Here is a 16,313-nt window from a genome sequence, read left to right on the forward strand (position 1 = left end):
TCACCACCCTGGCCGACGGGCGAGCAGCTGCAGCGTGGGCCGCGTCCGTGGCCGCACGAGGCGCTGGGCGAGGACGAGGGGCAGGCTCGCGACCGCGGCGGCCACCACGGCCCTCGAGCCGAGCACGCCATGGGGTCGCGGGCGCGGTCGCAGAGCCCGGGCCACGCTCGCGGCGTCGACGCTGAGGCTGTCGAGCAGGAGGCGACGGACCTCGATGTCGACGAAGCCCGCGGCCTCGGCCGCCCGCGCCAGCGAGTCGGCCGTGAAGAACCGCACGTGCGTCGGGTCCTCGAGCATCCACCAGGCCGCCCCGTAGCGATCGAGGGCCGTGCTGTCACCGGCTGGGGTGAGGAAGCTCACCCGCCCGCCCGCACGCAGCAGGTCGTGGGAGACCGCGAGGGCCCGGTGGGGGTTTTCCACGTGCTCGAGCACGTGGACACCGTAGACGAGGTCCTGCTCGCCCGGCAGCGCCGACGCGTCCTCGATCCCGCCCACGCGCAGGTCGCCACGGGCCCGCACCACCGGGTCCACGTCGACGAGCAGCTGGTCCGGGTCGACGCCGGAGACCTCGGCGCCGTCGTCGAGGAAGCGGCGCAGGAGGGCGCCCGACCCGTACCCGATCTCGAGGACACGGGCGGGAAGGCCGTCACGCACCAGCTCCCGGTGGGTCAGGTCCAGACGGATCCGGTCGAGGGTGGGCTCGCCCCCGTAGGCGAGGTCACGGTGGTCGGCCGGACAGCGCCGGAGATCGCGCGCGAGGTGGCCGCACCGGGTGCACCGGTCGAGGACGCACCCACCCCTGAAGGCCTCGCCGAGGACGACAGAGCCGCACATCTCACACTGCGATCGGGACGTTTGGCCTACCGTTGGGTAACTCACGGCAGTAGCCTACTGTCGGCGCCGGATCTCCCGGCGTCGGCAAGGAGAGACGATGACGACGAGCAGGACCTCGCCGAAGACCCCCCTTCGGGTGCTGTACCTGTCCTGGCGCGACCGCGAGAACCCGGAAGCGGGCGGGGCCGAGACCTTCACCGAGCGGACCTCCGAGGTCCTCACCCGGCAGGGCCACCAGGTGACGATCTTCACCGCGTCCTACCCCGGTGCCAGCCCCCGCACACGGCACGGCGACGTGCAGGTCGTCCGCCGCGGCTCCAAGTTCAGCGTCTACCTGCACGGGATGTGGCACCTGCTGCGCCACGGCCGCGACTACGACATCGTGCTCGACGTGCAGAACGGCGTGCCCTTCTGGTCGCCGTTGGTGTCGAGGACCCCGGTCATCAACATCGTCCACCACGTCCACCGCGAGCAGTGGGGTGCCGTGTTCAACGAGTCCGTGGCACGCCTGGGGTGGCTCCTGGAGTCGAAGGTCGCGCCCTGGGTCTACCGCAGGAACCGGTACGTCACGGTCTCGAAGTCCACCCGCGACGAGCTCGCGGGCCTGGGTGTCGACCCCGGCCGGGTCGACCTCGTCTACTCCGGCAACGACCGACCGGAGGACCTGGACCGCTTCGCGGCCCTCGAGCGCACCGAGAGCCCCTCGATCCTCTTCCTGGGTCGCCTCGTGCCGCACAAGCACGTCGAGCAGGCCGTCGACATCCTCGCCTCGCGCGCGGCGACCCATCCCGACCTCGAGCTGCACGTCGTCGGCGGCGGCTACTGGGAGGCGGAGATCGCCAAGCACGCCCAGGAGCGTGGTGTGGCCGACCGCGTCCACCTCCACGGTTTCGTCGACGAGCCGGTCAAGCACGAACTGCTGGCGCGCGCGTGGGCCGTCGTCATGCCCTCGCACAAGGAGGGGTGGGGCCTGACGATCGTCGAGGCCGGCCTGCACGGCACCCCGGCCGTCGCCTACTCCTTCGCCGGCGGTCCGAGCGAGTCGATCGTGCACGGCCGCACCGGTCTGCTGGCGGACTCGGTCGAGCAGTTCGAGGAGCACGTGATCGACCTCATCGACGACCCCGTGCTCCGGCGCACCCTGGGCCGCACGGCCCGCCTCTACGCCAGCTCCTTCGACTGGGGCCGCACCGGACGACGTCTGGAGTCGGTGATCGCGTCCGTCATCGGCCACGCCGACCGGTACCGCGACGACGTCATCGACCTCGACGCCCTCATCGCCACCCGTCCACCAGAGGCGGCCGCCGACGGCGCCCTCGAGGAGGAGCTGGAGGCCATCGCGTCCTGACGTGGGAGCCCCCGCTCCCCGTCAGGACGACGCGAAGGGGGCCGTCCGCTCCGGCGGACGGCCCCCTTCGTCGTGCGGGTCAGCTGTTGTAGTTGATGACCTGCTGGTTCTCCTGCGGGATGGATGCGTTGTTCTGGGACTGGACGATGCCAAAGATGGCCAGGGCCGCGACGAGCGCGCCCAGAACGGTTCCGCCGACGTTGTAGGCGATCTTCTTCGAGCCGGTGTTCACTGCAGAGCCCTCCAGGAGTGGATGTCTTTTGCCCATGGTAAACCCACGAGTCACTACGGCGCGACAGTTGCGTCCTGTGTCACGTCCCGACGCGGCGGGACCGCACCCCCAGAGCGATGGACACGAGGACGGCCAGCAGCGTACCGGCCAGGCCGGCGGCCGCCGCCGGGTCGGTGGGCGCCGTCGTGACCGGGGCCGGCCCGAGGTCGTGGACCTCGAGGTCCCCGGCCACGAGCACCGGTCGACCGGGCAGGTCCGGCACCGACCCGGGCGGGGTCGGCTGGTCCGTCTGGATGACGACCCACCGCACGCCCTCCTGCTCCAGGACCTCGGTCACCTCGCCTCCCGTGGCCAGCGACTCGGTCACTGCGGCCGCTGCCGGATCCTCCCCCGCGACCGTCGGCGCCCCGCGGAGGGCGAGTCGGTCGTCGGAGACGACGCGCTGCGGCAGCAGCCGGTTCCAGGGGTCGAGGACGACCCGGTCCTCGTTCCAGTCGTAGCGCCGGTACGTCGACCACGGGAAGACCGCCACCGCCTCGCCCGAGGTCGACAGCTCGGCGGTGACGGTCTCGACCTCCTGCGGCCAGCCGACGCTGCCCCAGGTCCCCGAGTGGCCCCACGCCAGCGTCGGGAGGGTGGCCACCGGCCAGACCACGGCGACGGCGAGCAGGACCACCGGCAGCCGGCGCAGCCGGATGCGGTCGACGACCTGCGCGGAGGCGACGGCGACGAGGAGCACCCACAGCGCGGCGAACTTCTGTGCGTCACGCAGGATCCCCCCGCCGGGGACGGAGGTCACCACCGCCTCCATGAGGGTGGCACCGCCGGGCAGGACCGCCAGCCCCGCCAGCACCAACCCCAGCGCACCCGCAGCCGTGGCCCCCCGGGACAGGGGGTCTGCCCACCACTGCCTGCCCCGGAGGCAGAGCAGGAGCAGGGCGAGGACCGCGAGGAGCGCGCCCGTGGCCACCGGCCAGGTCGTGCGCTCGACGAACCACGTCCGTTCGTGCCAGAGGCCGCCGCCGAGGACCAGGGAGCCGAGGGCGCCGAAGGGGGTGTCCGCCGCCGCGGCGAAGGCGCTCGCCCCGTCGGGGTCGGCCGCATGGGAGGCGGACCGCAGGAAGGGGTACCACCAGGAGGCATTGGCCAGCAGGGCCGTGCCGACGACGATGGCGAGGTGCCGCGGGCGTGGCCGCCCGGGTCCCCCCGGGGTGAGCACGACGACCGCCGCGAGGAGGGTCGCGAGGATCCCCGGGGTCGAGCCGGCGAGGGCGGATGCGGTGAGGGTCGCGACGAGGGCAGCGACCCCCTTCCCCGAGGACCGCAGACGGGCCGCGGCCAGCAGGACCCACGGGAGCAGGGCGAAGCCGACGAGGTAGCCCCAGTGACCGATGCCGAGGCGTTCACCCACCCAGGGGTTCCACGACCACCAGGTCGCCGCGGCGACGGCCCCCGCGCCGGTGGTGGCCAGCCGGCCGGCCCCGGCACCGCCGAGGACGAAGCTGCCCAGGAGGACGATCTTCTGCACCAACCATCCCGGCAGGGCCACGGAGGCGAGCGCGACGAGCAGGTCGTTCGGCACCGCGCGGGGGACGCTCCCGTCGGTGCCCAGGGTGCGCGCCGACAGCGGTGGGTCGGGGACGAGGACGAGGTCGTAGTGCAGCGTGTAGCCCGGCGCGAGGGCGGGCCCGAGGACGAGGAGGCCGAGCACGAGGCCGACCACTCCCCCGATGGTCCCCGGGCGCACCCGGGCGCGCGCGGTGTCCATCAGCGGGACCGGTGCAGTGCCTCGACCTCGCTGAAGGCCTCCCCCATGGCCACGCACTGGGTCGCCAGGTCGTGGTGCGCCACGGCGTGGCGTCGGTTGGCCGCTCCGACCGCGACCCGGCGCGCCGGGTCGGACAGGTGGTGGAGGAGCCCCTCGGCCAGGGCCTCCGCCGAGTCCTCCACGAGATGGTTCGGCGGGTGGACCGCCTCGTCGTTCGTGCCGCACCGGGTCGTGACGATCGGCAGCCCGCTGGCGAGGGCCTCGAGGTAGGCCAGGCCCAGCTGCTCGGTCCACTTCCAGGTCGGACGTGGCGCCGTCGTGAAGACGGCCGCGGAGCGCATCAGCTCGGCGACACAACCGGTGTCGAGCGACCCCATGAGCTCGACCCCGCTGCGCGGGTCGTCCGCCTCGGCCCGCACGAGGTGCTCCAGCGGACCCCTGCCGGCGACCCGCAACCGCGCCTCAGGGATCGAGCGACGCACGATCCTCATGGCCTCCAGGACGCGGTCGATGCCCTTGTTCTCCGCCAGGGGCGAGGCGAAGACGACGACCGGCTCCTCCGTCGGCGTCCGCGCCGGGTGGAACAGCTGCGTGTCGACACCGGGTTTGACGACCCGGATCAGCTCCTCGTCGAAGCCGTTGGCCAGCAGGTGGTCCCTGGCCGCGTCGACCATGCACAGGAGCAGGTCGGCGTCACGGCAGGAGTTCAGCGCCTGCCGGTAGGGCGGGATCCGGTACAGGGGCTGGTCGGGGAGGTTCTCCCACGTGATCACGGCCTGCAGCGGACGGGGCGAGCCGGCGGTGCGTGCCGCGCGGCGCCATGCCGACGCCTGGCCGGTGACGAGCGAGCAGAGCTCGAGCGAGGCCACCCAGTCGTAGTCCCCCGGGTCCTGCTCGTCCAGGCCCCTGACCCAGGCGAGCGCCCCCGCCTCGACGAAGCGCTTGATCGGTCGCCGGTAGGTGCTGGGGATCCAGTCGACGTCCCCCACTGGCTCCTGGCGGGCCATGGCCCTCACCTGCGTGCCGGACATGCGCGACATCCAGTACAGCTCACGCCGGGCCCGCTGGTCGGGCAGCGAGACCCAGAGCATGCGCCGGAGCTCGTCGTCCCCGACGCTCATCGTGCCGCCCGCGCGACCCGGTCACGCCGGCCCCGGCGGGCACCGAGGGCGTAGCCGCCGGCCTCCAGTGCCCGCAGCAGGACCATCCCCGCGGCGTGCCCGGGGCGCCTGAGCAGGCGGCGGTGGTTGCGCACGTACGACCTCAGGACGGCCCGGCCCTGCGCCGTCACCGCACCGTCGTGCTCCTGGGCGAAGGCGGGAATGCTGCGGCCGTAGTAGTACCGCTTGCGCATGACGTCGGCGATCGTGAGCCGGCCCTCGTCGTGGTCGATGATGATCGGCGCCAGCTCGATGCCGGCGCCGGTCGCGCGCATCTTCATCCGCAGGTCGGCGTCCTCCGGCCCGGACATGTCCGGGTGGAAGGCGCCCTCCCCGAGGAGGTAGTCACGCCGGACCAGCCTCGGGTTGTGCAGCCACGGGTCGTCGAGGTAGCACTCACGCTCCAGGGCACGGCAGGCCGTCCAGAAGCCGTCGCCGATCGTGCGCTCGGGCAGGGCGATCCCCGTCGCGCCCGTCGCGTGTGCCGTCTCCAGCGCCAGGGCGATCGTCCGCGGCGGCAGGATCATGTCGCTGTCGAGCCACAGCACCCATTCGGACGTCGCCGCCCGCACCCCCGTGTTGCGCTGGGCCGATCGTTCCGGACCGGCGATGATGACCCGGTCGGCGATGCCCTCGGCGACCGGGCGGGTGCCGTCGCTGCTGTGGTTGTCCACGACGATCAGCTCGACGTGCGGGTGCGTCTGGTCGGTGACCGAGCGCAGGCACGCCTCGATGGTCCGCAGGTTGTTGCGGGTCGGCACGACGACGGTCACGGAGTCCGCGCGATGCTGCTCCACTGGTCCGGTCACGGGTCGGGCTCCTCTGGTTCGTCGTGGCGCATGAAGGTACCGAGGACCGCGAGCACGAGTCCGGCACCGGCGATGTGGTGGGGCACGAGTGCCGACTTGACCGCATCGGCATCGACGGTACCCAAGGTGTCGGTGACGACGGCGGCGTACAGGACGAAGACCACGGCCGAGAGCAGGACGAGCCCGGAGCCGACCGTGATGAGGAGTCCGGGCCGCGGATCCGTGCGCCGCGCGAGGAGCACGACCGCCAGCGCCGCCAGGCCACCACCGATACCGGTGACCGCTGCCGTCCCGAGCACGAGCACCACCTCGGCCGCGAGGCGGCGACCACCGCGCCGTCGCCTCAGCACCTCGGCGAGGCCCCGGGTGACGGGACGGCGCGGCACGTCGGGCCCCGACTCCGCCCCGGTCGTCGCCGCGCGAGGCGTCCCCGGACGTGAGAACGGGTCGTCCCCGGGGACGTCGCCGGTGAGGAACGCGTCGTCCTCCCGCGAGGGCGCGGGCTGCGCGGCCGGCTCCCGGCTCCACTCGCTCTCGCGCTCCGCGCGCACGCTGGACACCCGGCGGCGCACCAACGGGGCGAAGACTATCGCGAGGGCGACGAGCAGGCCGACGCCGGAGAGCACCAGGGCGACATTCGCCCGGCGCTGCGGTCCGTACCCGATGTGCACGGTGTGCTCGTCGAGGTCGTCGACGTACCAGCCGACGGCGTACCCGTCGACGACGACCGGCTCACCCAGGTCCGTGCCGTCCTCGAGGGTGGCGTTCCACCGGGGGTCGAAGCCCTGGCCGATGGACAGGAAATAGGGCTCCTGCGCCCGGCCCACGTCGACGGTCATGGCCGAGGTGAAGGTCTCGCGCTCCACCTCGACGACCGGCGAGGACACCTCCTCGGCGACCTCGCTCCCTCCGACGTCGCGCAGGCTGAGCTCGTCGAGCTGGAAGTCCTCGACGGGACGCAACCGGTGCTCTCCCCAGACGAGCGACTGCTCGCCGCACCCGACCCAGGGCGTGCCGTAGCCCCCGGTCCCACCGATCTGCTCCGGGTCCTCGGGTCGCATGCGTACCGGCTCGCCGTCGAGCGTGGCGACCGCGACGCACGGTCGCTCGGTCCCGCTTCCCGTGACCGTGGCACCGGTGTCGATGGTCACGAAGCTCGCCGGGCGGTCTCCCCGCGACTCGTCCACCTCGTCGATCCGCAGGCGCACGCTCTCGCCGTTCGTGCCGGGGGGCAGCTCGATCGTGTCCGTGCCGGGGCCGAGATCCCCGGTCGCGACCTCCTCGCCGTCGACGAGCACGGTCGCGGTGGTCGCCCATGCGGTGTCGTCCTCGTCGCCGGGGCCGGGCTCCTGCGTGACGGTCACCCGGGAGATGTCGCGCCGGGGCCCCGTGACCTGCCACCACGCCTCGGTGAGGTCCCCACCCGGGACCCAGGCGGTCTCCGTCGACCGGTCGGCAGCCTGGGAGGCACGGCGGGCCAGCGAGTCGAAGTAGGTCCTGCTGGACCGGGCCCGGTAGGTGTCGTCCTTCCCGGAGAGGCGGTCGGCCACCAGCTCCAGGTCACCGCGGACGCGCACCCGGGCGGCGACGTCGAAGGTCCGGTCGTCCGGCAGCGTGAAGTTGCGGCTCAGCTGCGTCTCCGTGTCGTCGCCGGGGTCGGAGGTGTTGTCGACCCGGGTGAAGAGCACGTCCAGCGGCAGCTCGCCGAAGGCCTGTCGCTCGTCGGCGGACAGGTCGCCGTAGAGGCGCGAGAAGGTGTCCGGCGTCTCGATCGCGCGCTCGGCGACGAGGTCGTCGTCGCCGAGGTCGATCTCGGCCACGCCCACCAGGCTGACGCCCTCGCCCTGGAGGTCCGCGACGGTCAGCTCCACCTCGTCGGTGCGCACACCTCCCAGGTCGACCGTCGCGGTGCCCTCCTCGTCCACCTCGACGGTCCGGGCGACGTCCCCGGCGCGGACGTCGAAGGCGGAGATCGAGGCGTCACCCAACGCCGTGGTGTCGATGGTCACCGTGTCCAGGGTTCGCTCCTGCGGCAGCCGGAGGGTGAGCGACTCGCCCTCGGCGCGTCGGAAGTCGCCGAAGAGCCACGAGGTCGACGGGTCCCCGTCGACGGCGTTCTCCGCCATGCCATGGGGGAGGTCGAAGAAGGCACCACCCTCGCTGGTCGCCTCGACGAGCACGCCACTCGCGGCGAGCGTGCTCTGGTCCTCGGCCCCACCGAGGGCCCGGGTGATCACCGGCTCCTCCTCCGGTGGCAGCACGGCTCCCTGGTTCGCCGTCAACCGGTTGGTGATGGCCTCACGACGCTGGTTGGTGTCCGTGAGGACCATCCGGGAATCCTGCTCGAGGAGACGACGGAGCTCCTTCGTCGAGAGGTCCTGCGCGTACCGCATCGCCGGCGAACCCTCGAGGATCCCCTGCTGGGCCATCGGTGGGATCGCCCACGCGTCACCGGCGACGACGACGCTGCCGGTCGCGGGCGTCGCCCGCACCATCCCCCGGGAGTCCTTGACCCCGTACAGCTGCAGGGGCGGCAGGAGGGCCTCGGACTGGGACTGCGGCGGCACCGACCGGGTGAACATGTTCTGCCCGGACCGGCCGAAGTTGCGCAGCCCCTGCAGGCCCTCGTCCTCACTCAGCGCCTGCGCGGTGTGGGCCGGGCGGGCACCTCCGGAGTCCTCCCACTCCACGTCGTGGCGCAGCAGGACGTGGTCGACCCCCAGGTAGCGGGCGAAGGGGGACACGTCCGTGCTCCCGGACGTCCCCGACTGCAGGGTGGAGCTCAGCGCGGCGAGGTAGTTCCCTCCCCACTGCGAGGTGTTCGGGACCGTCTCGGGGATGACGGCGTCACGCTCGAGCAGGGAGTTGGGCAGGTCGTCCGGCCGCTCGGGGCTCCAGCGGTAGTCGGACCGCGTCTGGCCGGGCAGCAGGAGCGCCCGGTGGTTGGGGTCGCCCGTGTCGACGGCGTCAGCGGCCTCCTGCCAGTAGTCGGGCACGTCCAGCTCGGAGACGTAGAGATTGCCGCTCACGGCGGGGGCGACGAGGGCGAGCACGGTCGCCGTACCGAGTGTGCCGAGGATCGGTGCACCGCCGGGCCGGCGGACCATGCCGGGCACGAGGCGGGTGAGGGCCCACCCGATCACCAGGGCGAAGGCCAGCGCGAGGCCGGCACCGATCTTGTTGGTGGTCCGGAAGGCGACGAGCGGCCCGACGTCCTCGAGGGCCCAGCGCAGGACCGCGGCGAAGGGGGACCCGCCGTTGCCCCCGGGGTAGATCCCCACCATGATCACCGCGACCATGCCGGTGGCCACCGCCGACAACCGCGCCAGCCGGGTGGGCACCACCCTGAGCGAGAGCAGCGCCAGGGCCGGCCAGAGCATGGTGAGCAGGATGATCACGGCGCTCGCGAAGTACGGGGCGAACTGCGGTAGCCAGGGTCCGGCGTCCCCCGAGCCGTAGTACGACCACAGCCCCAGGCCGCGAAGCACCTCCACGAAGGAGCTCGTCCGGGCGATCCCGTCGAGGGACTCGGACCCGGCCGCGATCCGGCTGCCCGTCTCGCTGGCTGCAGCCCCCGGGATGAGCCAGTAGAGGGAGACGACGATGACGAAGAGGGCGCTCTTGCCGAGGGATACCGCTACCCGGGACCATGCCAGGCCCTGCTCGGCGCGCACGTAGAGGGCCACCGGGATGATCAGCAGGAGCTGGTAGACGGGGACGACGCCCACGTTCATCCCGCTCATGCCGAAGAAGACCAGCCCCACCGCCGCCGGCCAGACCCAGCCCGAGGGGTCGCGCAACGACTTCGTCACCGCGAGGAGCAACCACGGCAGCAGGGCCATCGGCAGGGCGACCGCCAGCGTGCTTCCGGCGGCAACGGCGTAGGGGTTGGCGATGTAGGCCACACCGGCGAGCAGGCCCGCCCACACGCCCGCCCCGGGCACCAGGGTGCGCAGGAGGCGGTTGGCCCCCCAGGCGGCCAGCGCCCAGAGGACGAGGTGGTAGACCTTGAAGGCCATCTCGGGGTCGAGACCGACGCCGCGCAGGAGCGCCGTCGTGGCGAGGACCGGGACCAGCCCGACGTTGAAGTTCGGCGACCCGAGATAGGGCGAGGAGGTCCAGGCCGAGAGGTACCGCGGGAGCGTCCCACCGGGATTGAGGTAGACCTCTGGTTTGATGTCGGTCTGGAAGACACCCCAGCTGTTGGCGAAGACGATGACCGCCAGGAGCACGAGGAGGATGACGGAGACCGCCCGCACGGAGACCGCGCGGGGTAGCCGGAGCCGGCTGCGCACGCTGACGTCTCCTCTCGTCCGGTTCTGGAGTGTGACGCACCTGCAGCGCGCCGGTCGAGCGATCCTAACCGACGGGACCGATACCGCTACCGGGGCGTAACATCAGATCCGTCCCCTCGTCGCGAACCGCATCAGGAGTGCCATTGACGTCGCGCACTCGCCAGGTGCTGCCGACTGCCGGGCTGTTGCTCGGCGTCGCGATGGGGCTGGCCAATGTCATGGGCTACGTCTTCGTCGCCCTCGTCTCGGCGACCCTGGGCCCCGCGGACTTCGGGGGCTACTCGGCGCTGAACACCTACGGCGTGCTGCTCGCGATGCCGGCCGGCGCCTTCCAGGTGATCGTGGCCCGACGGCAGACCCGGACGCACCGCGAGCAGCAGCGGCACGTCACCGGTCTGGGGAGCTCGCTCGTCGTCGGCCTCGTCCTCGCGGCGGGCACGATCGCCCTCGCTCCCGTGCTGCGCGACGTTCTCCGGCTCGAGACCGCTTGGTCGGTCGTCTGGCTAGCGCTGATGCTCCCGCCGATGACCGTCACAGGCGCCCTGCAGGGGGTGCTGCTCGGACGGGAGGCCTACGGGCGGCTGTCGGTCGTCTACCTCGTGACGGCCGGGACCCGGCTCGCCGCCGCCGGCGTCGCCGTCGGCTGGAGCTACGACGTCGTCGAGGTCTTCGCGGCGACGCTCGTCGCCGCCGTGCTCACGGTCGGGGTCGCCCTCGCGCTCGTCCGCAGGGACCTGGGCACGGGGGCCGACGCACCCCGACTCCTCGAGCTGCTCGCCGACCTCGTCCGCAGCAACATCGCCCTCGCCGGGCTCATGGCCCTGTCGAGCCTCGACGTGGTGCTCGCCCGGACGGTCCTGTCCGACCACGACAGCGGCTCCTACGCCCTCGCCGCCCTCTTCGGCAAGGTGGTCTTCTGGGGGACGCAGTTCGTCGCCCTGGCGATCGTGCCCCGCCTCGCCGAGGCCGGGACAGGCGGCCACGTGCGCGCGACCCTGCACCGTTCCGCCCTGGGTGTGCTGCTGATCGGGTCCGTGGTCTCCCTCGGATGCACCCTCGCGCCGGGGCCGCTCGTCGCGCTCTCGGGCGGGCCGGCCTTCGTCGACGCCGAGCCCCTCCTGGTGTGGGCAGCCGTCACCGGCACCCTCTGGGCCATCGTCCAGGTGTGGCTCTTCGCCGGGATGAGCCGCGGCGACCACGTCATGACGGTCGTGGTCTGGCTTGCCGCCGGCGTCCAGACCGTCCTCGTGCTCCTCGCGTTCAACGACTCGCCCTACGAGGTCTTCGCGACCGTGGGTGGCACCGCCGGCGTGGTCGCCGTCATCGGGCTCCTGCGGGTGCCCAGGGGAGGGATGACGCCCGCCCCGGACTCGGCGGAGACCGCCGAGGCCCTCGGCATGACGCGGGAGTGACCCGCGACAACGACGTTCAGGCGCGGTCGATGGAGCTGGCCTTCTTCGAGGGGTAGAGCCTCTTGGCCAGCGGGATGAGCTCCGGGAAGTGGTGGATCGCCTTCCACGCCGCCTTCTGCGCGGGGCCGAGGGAGGCGAGATAGGCCAGTCGTCGCCACCGCACGTCCCAGGGCTCGTCGCGCCCCCGGGCCGTCGCCTCGTCACGGTGGAAGCTGAGGGCGTGCAGACCGTTGGCCCACCGGGGGTCACCATTGATCTCGGCGTCCCAGCGACGCTCGACGCGCCACTGCGGGTGCCGGGCGATGAACTCCTCGTGGGCCCCGCTGACCATCGGGTAGCTCGCGTCGTCGACGAGGACGATCGCCTCGTCCGCCAGCCACGGCTCGATGATCCCCAGCGCGAGGTAGTGCGAGAGCCCGGTGTGCTCCCCGTCGTAGAAGTAGACCCCGACCGGCCGGTCGATGATGCCGGGGCGACGCAACAGCGAGAAGCAGTTGCCCTCGATCAGCCGCACGTCTGCGTGGTCGGCGTAGGTGGCCAGGTTGCGCTCGAGCTCGGCACGGGCCTGACGGCCCTGCATCCCGAACTCGAGGTAGTTCTCCACGACGTAGAACGCCTTGTCGTCCACGTCCTGCACCGCGGCGCACATGGAGCGGCCCTTGTAGCTGCCGACCTCCAGGTAGCACTCGTCGGAGGGCATCACCCGGGCGGCGGCATTGAGCACCGCGAGCTCGTTGGCCGAGGTGTAGCCGGCCACCGAGTCCGCGATCCCCGCGAAGCGCGGGTCCCGCGGCGAGCCCGTCCTCGGGTCGCCGTCGAACGCCCGCTCGACCTCCGCGAGGAACTCCTCGACCCGCATCAGCGCCAGCCGTCCGAGGACCAGTCGTCGTCCGCACGGCGCCGGGGCCCCGGATCGGCGAAGTCGTCGTCCCGCAGCACGGAGCGGCGCCCGCCCGCCCGCCGACGGGCCGAGCGGCTGTCCTCGGGGGCGAGGTCGTCGTCGCGGTTCCGCAGGTCGGTGTCACGCTCGCGCGCGTCGGCGCGCAGGTCGATCTCGTCGTGGCGCCGGCGGCGCGGGCGGTCGTCGTCGTCATCGTCCCAGTCGTCGTCATCGCGCTGGCCACGCAGCAGCCACACCGCGCCCAGCCCGACGAGGGAGGCCCCGGAGAGACCGGAGTAGATCGCCTTGTTGCGGGCGATCGTCTCGGGGTCGTTGCAGACGTTCTTCGCGTCGGTGTTCGGTGAGCTCGGGGACCCGCACTTGAAGATGCCCTGCTGTCCCCCGGTCTCCAGGACGACGGGAGTGGTGTAGAAGAACACCGCGGCGAAGATCAACGGGATCCCGAGGATGATCGCGAGGGGGGCGATCTGGCGTGTGGTGGACGTCGCCTCGGTGTGGTCGGTCATGCCGCGAACATTACCCGCCGGTCGGGTAATAATGGGGCGCCCCCTTCGGAATCAGGTCATGACCGCGACAGTCTCAGCCCGCCAGCACACGTCCCTGCCCTACCGCCCCGCCATCGACGGTCTGCGGGCGTTCGCCGTCGTCTCCGTCATCTGCTTCCACCTCCTCCCGGCGAGCATGCCCGGGGGCTGGTTCGGCGTGGACGTGTTCTTCGTCATCTCCGGTTTCCTCATCACGGCGCTGCTCCTGGCCGAGCACCGGCGGGAGCGGGGCCGCATCGACCTCCTCGGCTTCTGGTTCGCCCGCGCCCGACGGCTCCTCCCCGCCCTCTTCCTCGTGCTCGCGGCCGTCCTCGTCGGGGCGACCTTCCTCACCGTCGCCGGACGCACCGGCAACGTCGCGGGCGACGTCCTGGCCACCCTCGGGTACGTCGCGAACTGGCGATTCGTCCTCGGCGACGAGGCGTACTTCGGCCAGGTGGCCTCGCCCTCGCCGCTGCGGCACGCCTGGTCGCTGGCGGTCGAGGAGCAGTTCTACCTCGCCTACCCCGTGGTCCTCATCGGACTGCTCGCGCTCATCCGCCGGCGGGCCACCCTCGTCGCGGCCCTCGTGGTCGCCAGCGCGGCCTCCGCGGTGCTCATGGCGCACCTGCACCATCCGGGGCTGGACCCCAGCCGCGTCTACTACGGCACGGACACCCGCGCCCACCAGCTGCTCGTGGGCGCCGCCGTCGCCGCCCTGATCAGCGGGGGCCCCGGAGCGGTCGACCGCGAGAAGGTGCGCACCCTCGACACGTGGTGCCGTCGACTCGCCCTCCCGGCGCTGCTCGTGGTGCTGTCGACCTTCTGGTGGGCCGGTCCCGCCCAGGACGCCATCTTCGAGGGCGTGGCCGTGCCGCTCTCCCTGACCGTCTGCGTGGTCCTCGTCGCCGCGACGAGCCCCACGCCCTCGCTGGCCCAGAGAGTGCTCTCGTGGGAGCCGCTGCGCCGGATCGGCATGGTCTCCTACGGCCTGTACCTGTGGCACTGGCCCATCATCATCTTCCTCAACGACCAGGTCCTGCCCACACCGGCCGCCCCCCGGGTCGCGCTGCAGGCGGGACTCACCGCACTCCTGACCTGGGTGTCCTACCGGTACGTCGAGCGTCCGGTCCGTCGGGGTGGCATCAGGGCCCTGGTCCCCCGACTGCCCCGCGCGAGCGCGGTCGTGGCCTGGGCGGCGGTCCCCGCCCTGGTCGTCGGTGCGGTCACGATGCCGGCGGCCGCGCGCACGGTCGCGACGACGACCGCGCCAGCCGGCGAGCTGACCATCCCCCAGCCGGTCTACCGTCCCGGCGGCGAGATGACCGCGGTCACCTTCATCGGCAACTCGGTGCCGTTGAGCCTCATCAACAGCTTTCGGGCCTCGAAGCACCCGGACCTGCGCCTGAACAGCCTCGCCCACACCGGCTGCGACCCCCTCGAGGCCAGCCGTTTCGCCGATGGCCAGATCCTGTCGGAGGCACAGGGATGCCAGGAGTGGCGGGACAGCTGGGCCACTGAGCTGGCCGCGGACCAGCCTGATGTCGTCCTCTACTTCGTCCCCCAGACGATGGTCACCGACCGCGTCGTCGAGGGCCGGGTCATCGAGTTCGGCTCACCGGCGTGGGTGCGCCTCATCGAGCAGGGCCTGGCTCGTGCCCGATCGGCCGCCGGCGACAGCGAGTTCGCGCTGATGAACCTGGCCTGCCACGAGATGCCGACGTTCCACAGCGAGGAGATCCGCCGCGTCAACGACACCGAGTACGTCACGACCCTCAACGCGACGGTCTCGGCCTGGGCGGAGGAGCACGACGTGCCCGTCCTGGACCAGTACTCCCTCCTGTGCCCGGGCGACGAGTACCACGGGACGATCAACGACGTGGCGCTGTACCAGGACGCGATCCACTTCACGGGCGAGTCGGGCCCGGTGTTCTGGAGGTGGCTCGCCCCGCGCCTGCAGCGGATCTCCCGGGGGCAGGATCTCCCGTGAGCCGCACCGACGCCGTGGTCCTCGCCGGCGGCCTGGGCCGACGGATGCACCCGCTCACGCAGGACTGCCCCAAGCCGCTGCTGCCCGTCGGTCCCTGGACGCTCGTGGAGCACCAGGTCGCGGCCCTCACCCGCGCCGGTGCCCAGCGGATCGTCCTGTCCACCGGGTACCGCCACGCCGACTTCGAGGAGCTCGTCACCGCACTCCGGGCGAAGGGGGTGGACCTCACCACGGTCGTCGAGGACAGCCCTCTGGGCACCGGAGGAGGTCTGCGTAAGGCACTCCGGGCGCTGCCCGGTGCCGATGCGGTCATCGTCCTCAACGGGGACCTGCTCACCGGGCACGACCTGGCCGCGCAGGTGGACCTCCTGCGGACGGCTCCCCCCACCGTGGTCGCCTCGGTCCACGTGCGCACGGTCCCCGACGCCCGGTCGTACGGCAGCGTCCTCGTGGCCGACGACGGGCGCATCACCGCCTTCGTCGAGAAGTCGGCCACTCCCCCTTCGCTCACGGTCAACGCCGGTACCTACGTCGTGCGCCCCGGGCTGCTGCTCGACGCCGTCCCCGGCACCGGTGTCGCCTCACTCGAACGGGACGTCTTCCCCGGGCTCGCCGAGCGGGGCGCCCTGCTCGCCCACCGCGAGGACGCCTACTTCCTCGACGTCGGCTCGCCCGCCGCGCTCGTCGAGGCCACGCGCGACCTCCTGCTCGCCCCGTGGCCCGGCGCGGCACCGACGCCCCGCGGTGAGTTCCTCGCCCTGCCGGGGGCCGACGTCGCACCGGACGCCCGGCTCTCGACAGGGACCGTCGTCCACCCGGGCGCGCGCATCGGCCCGGGAGCACGGTTGGAGTCGGCCGTCGTGCTCGCGGGTGCGCGGGTCGACGAGGGCGCCGAGGTGGTCCGCTCGGTGGTCGGACGCCACGCCCGCGTCGGCGCCGGCTCCCGGGTCGTGGACACCGCCCTCGGCAGCGGCCAGCAGGTGGCCCCGCACACGCACCTCACCGACACGGTCCGCCCCTGCGCCTGATCCGGGTCGGCC

General features: G+C 72.6%; 12 protein-coding genes. 4 read left to right on the forward strand and 8 right to left on the reverse strand.

Annotation, left to right across the window (positions count from 1 at the left end; genetic code table 11):
• Positions 1-834, reverse strand: coding sequence for a class I SAM-dependent methyltransferase (locus tag PVE36_RS08635; RefSeq protein WP_277451625.1), 834 nt, complete (start codon positions 832-834; stop codon positions 1-3).
• A gap of 97 nt (positions 835-931) precedes the next feature.
• Here PVE36_RS08635 and PVE36_RS08640 point away from each other — a divergent pair, with 97 nt between their 5' ends.
• Complete coding sequence (locus tag PVE36_RS08640) at positions 932-2,182, forward strand: glycosyltransferase family 4 protein (protein WP_277451627.1); 1,251 nt, start codon at positions 932-934, stop codon at positions 2,180-2,182.
• 79 nt (positions 2,183-2,261) lie between these two features.
• Here PVE36_RS08640 and PVE36_RS08645 read toward each other — a convergent pair whose 3' ends face one another.
• The 5 genes from PVE36_RS08645 to PVE36_RS08665 are packed head-to-tail and all read right to left on the reverse strand — an operon-like array spanning position 2,262 to position 10,446.
• Complete coding sequence (locus PVE36_RS08645; protein ID WP_277451629.1) at positions 2,262-2,450, reverse strand: hypothetical protein; 189 nt, start codon at positions 2,448-2,450, stop codon at positions 2,262-2,264.
• A gap of 43 nt (positions 2,451-2,493) precedes the next feature.
• Positions 2,494-4,182, reverse strand: coding sequence for a hypothetical protein (locus PVE36_RS08650; protein ID WP_277451631.1), 1,689 nt, complete (start codon positions 4,180-4,182; stop codon positions 2,494-2,496).
• The gene (locus tag PVE36_RS08655) at positions 4,182-5,303 is read right to left on the reverse strand and encodes a glycosyltransferase family 4 protein (protein WP_277451632.1); all 1,122 of its coding nucleotides are present in this window, start codon (positions 5,301-5,303) and stop codon (positions 4,182-4,184) included. Before PVE36_RS08655 ends, PVE36_RS08650 begins: the two co-directional genes overlap by 1 nt.
• Positions 5,300-6,151 carry a glycosyltransferase family A protein gene (locus PVE36_RS08660; RefSeq protein WP_277451633.1) on the reverse strand — a complete coding sequence of 284 codons (852 nt, stop codon included), beginning with the start codon at positions 6,149-6,151 and terminating at the stop codon, positions 5,300-5,302. The genes PVE36_RS08655 and PVE36_RS08660 overlap by 4 nt, the downstream gene beginning before the upstream one ends.
• Entirely contained in the window at positions 6,148-10,446 is a 4,299-nt protein-coding gene (locus PVE36_RS08665; protein WP_277451634.1) for an alpha-(1->3)-arabinofuranosyltransferase family protein, read from the reverse strand. Before PVE36_RS08665 ends, PVE36_RS08660 begins: the two co-directional genes overlap by 4 nt.
• A gap of 143 nt (positions 10,447-10,589) precedes the next feature.
• Between PVE36_RS08665 and PVE36_RS08670 the strand changes: the two genes are divergently transcribed.
• Complete coding sequence (locus tag PVE36_RS08670; protein ID WP_277451635.1) at positions 10,590-11,858, forward strand: oligosaccharide flippase family protein; 1,269 nt, start codon at positions 10,590-10,592, stop codon at positions 11,856-11,858.
• Between the two features lie 16 nt (positions 11,859-11,874).
• On the opposite strand, the gene PVE36_RS08675 is transcribed toward PVE36_RS08670, so the two are convergent.
• The gene (locus tag PVE36_RS08675) at positions 11,875-12,717 is read right to left on the reverse strand and encodes a class I SAM-dependent methyltransferase (RefSeq protein ID WP_277451636.1); all 843 of its coding nucleotides are present in this window, start codon (positions 12,715-12,717) and stop codon (positions 11,875-11,877) included.
• Positions 12,717-13,265, reverse strand: a complete 549-nt coding sequence (locus PVE36_RS08680) for a hypothetical protein (protein ID WP_277451639.1) — start codon at positions 13,263-13,265, stop codon at positions 12,717-12,719. Before PVE36_RS08680 ends, PVE36_RS08675 begins: the two co-directional genes overlap by 1 nt.
• A 58-nt stretch (positions 13,266-13,323) precedes the next feature.
• Here PVE36_RS08680 and PVE36_RS08685 point away from each other — a divergent pair, with 58 nt between their 5' ends.
• On the forward strand, positions 13,324-15,273 hold the full coding sequence (locus PVE36_RS08685; RefSeq protein WP_277451642.1) for an acyltransferase: 1,950 nt from the start codon (positions 13,324-13,326) through the stop codon (positions 15,271-15,273).
• Positions 15,270-16,301: an NDP-sugar synthase gene (locus tag PVE36_RS08690; RefSeq protein ID WP_277451643.1), complete on the forward strand. Its 1,032-nt coding sequence runs from the start codon at positions 15,270-15,272 to the stop codon at positions 16,299-16,301. Before PVE36_RS08685 ends, PVE36_RS08690 begins: the two co-directional genes overlap by 4 nt.
• The last annotated feature ends 12 nt before the right edge of the window (positions 16,302-16,313 follow it).

Source organism: Janibacter sp. DB-40, assembly GCF_029510815.1.
Taxonomy (GTDB): domain Bacteria; phylum Actinomycetota; class Actinomycetes; order Actinomycetales; family Dermatophilaceae; genus Janibacter.

Excerpts from the sequence above, each read along its gene's own strand:
- PVE36_RS08635 (WP_277451625.1), bottom strand. The coding sequence starts at position 834 with ATGTGCGGCTCTGTCGTCCTCGGCGAGGCCTTCAGGGGTGGGTGCGTC.
- PVE36_RS08640 (WP_277451627.1), top strand. The coding sequence starts at position 932 with ATGACGACGAGCAGGACCTCGCCGAAGACCCCCCTTCGGGTGCTGTAC.
- PVE36_RS08645 (WP_277451629.1), bottom strand. The coding sequence starts at position 2,450 with ATGGGCAAAAGACATCCACTCCTGGAGGGCTCTGCAGTGAACACCGGC.
- PVE36_RS08650 (WP_277451631.1), bottom strand. The coding sequence starts at position 4,182 with ATGGACACCGCGCGCGCCCGGGTGCGCCCGGGGACCATCGGGGGAGTG.
- PVE36_RS08655 (WP_277451632.1), bottom strand. The coding sequence starts at position 5,303 with ATGAGCGTCGGGGACGACGAGCTCCGGCGCATGCTCTGGGTCTCGCTG.
- PVE36_RS08675 (WP_277451636.1), bottom strand. The coding sequence starts at position 12,717 with ATGCGGGTCGAGGAGTTCCTCGCGGAGGTCGAGCGGGCGTTCGACGGC.
- PVE36_RS08680 (WP_277451639.1), bottom strand. The coding sequence starts at position 13,265 with ATGACCGACCACACCGAGGCGACGTCCACCACACGCCAGATCGCCCCC.
- PVE36_RS08685 (WP_277451642.1), top strand. The coding sequence starts at position 13,324 with ATGACCGCGACAGTCTCAGCCCGCCAGCACACGTCCCTGCCCTACCGC.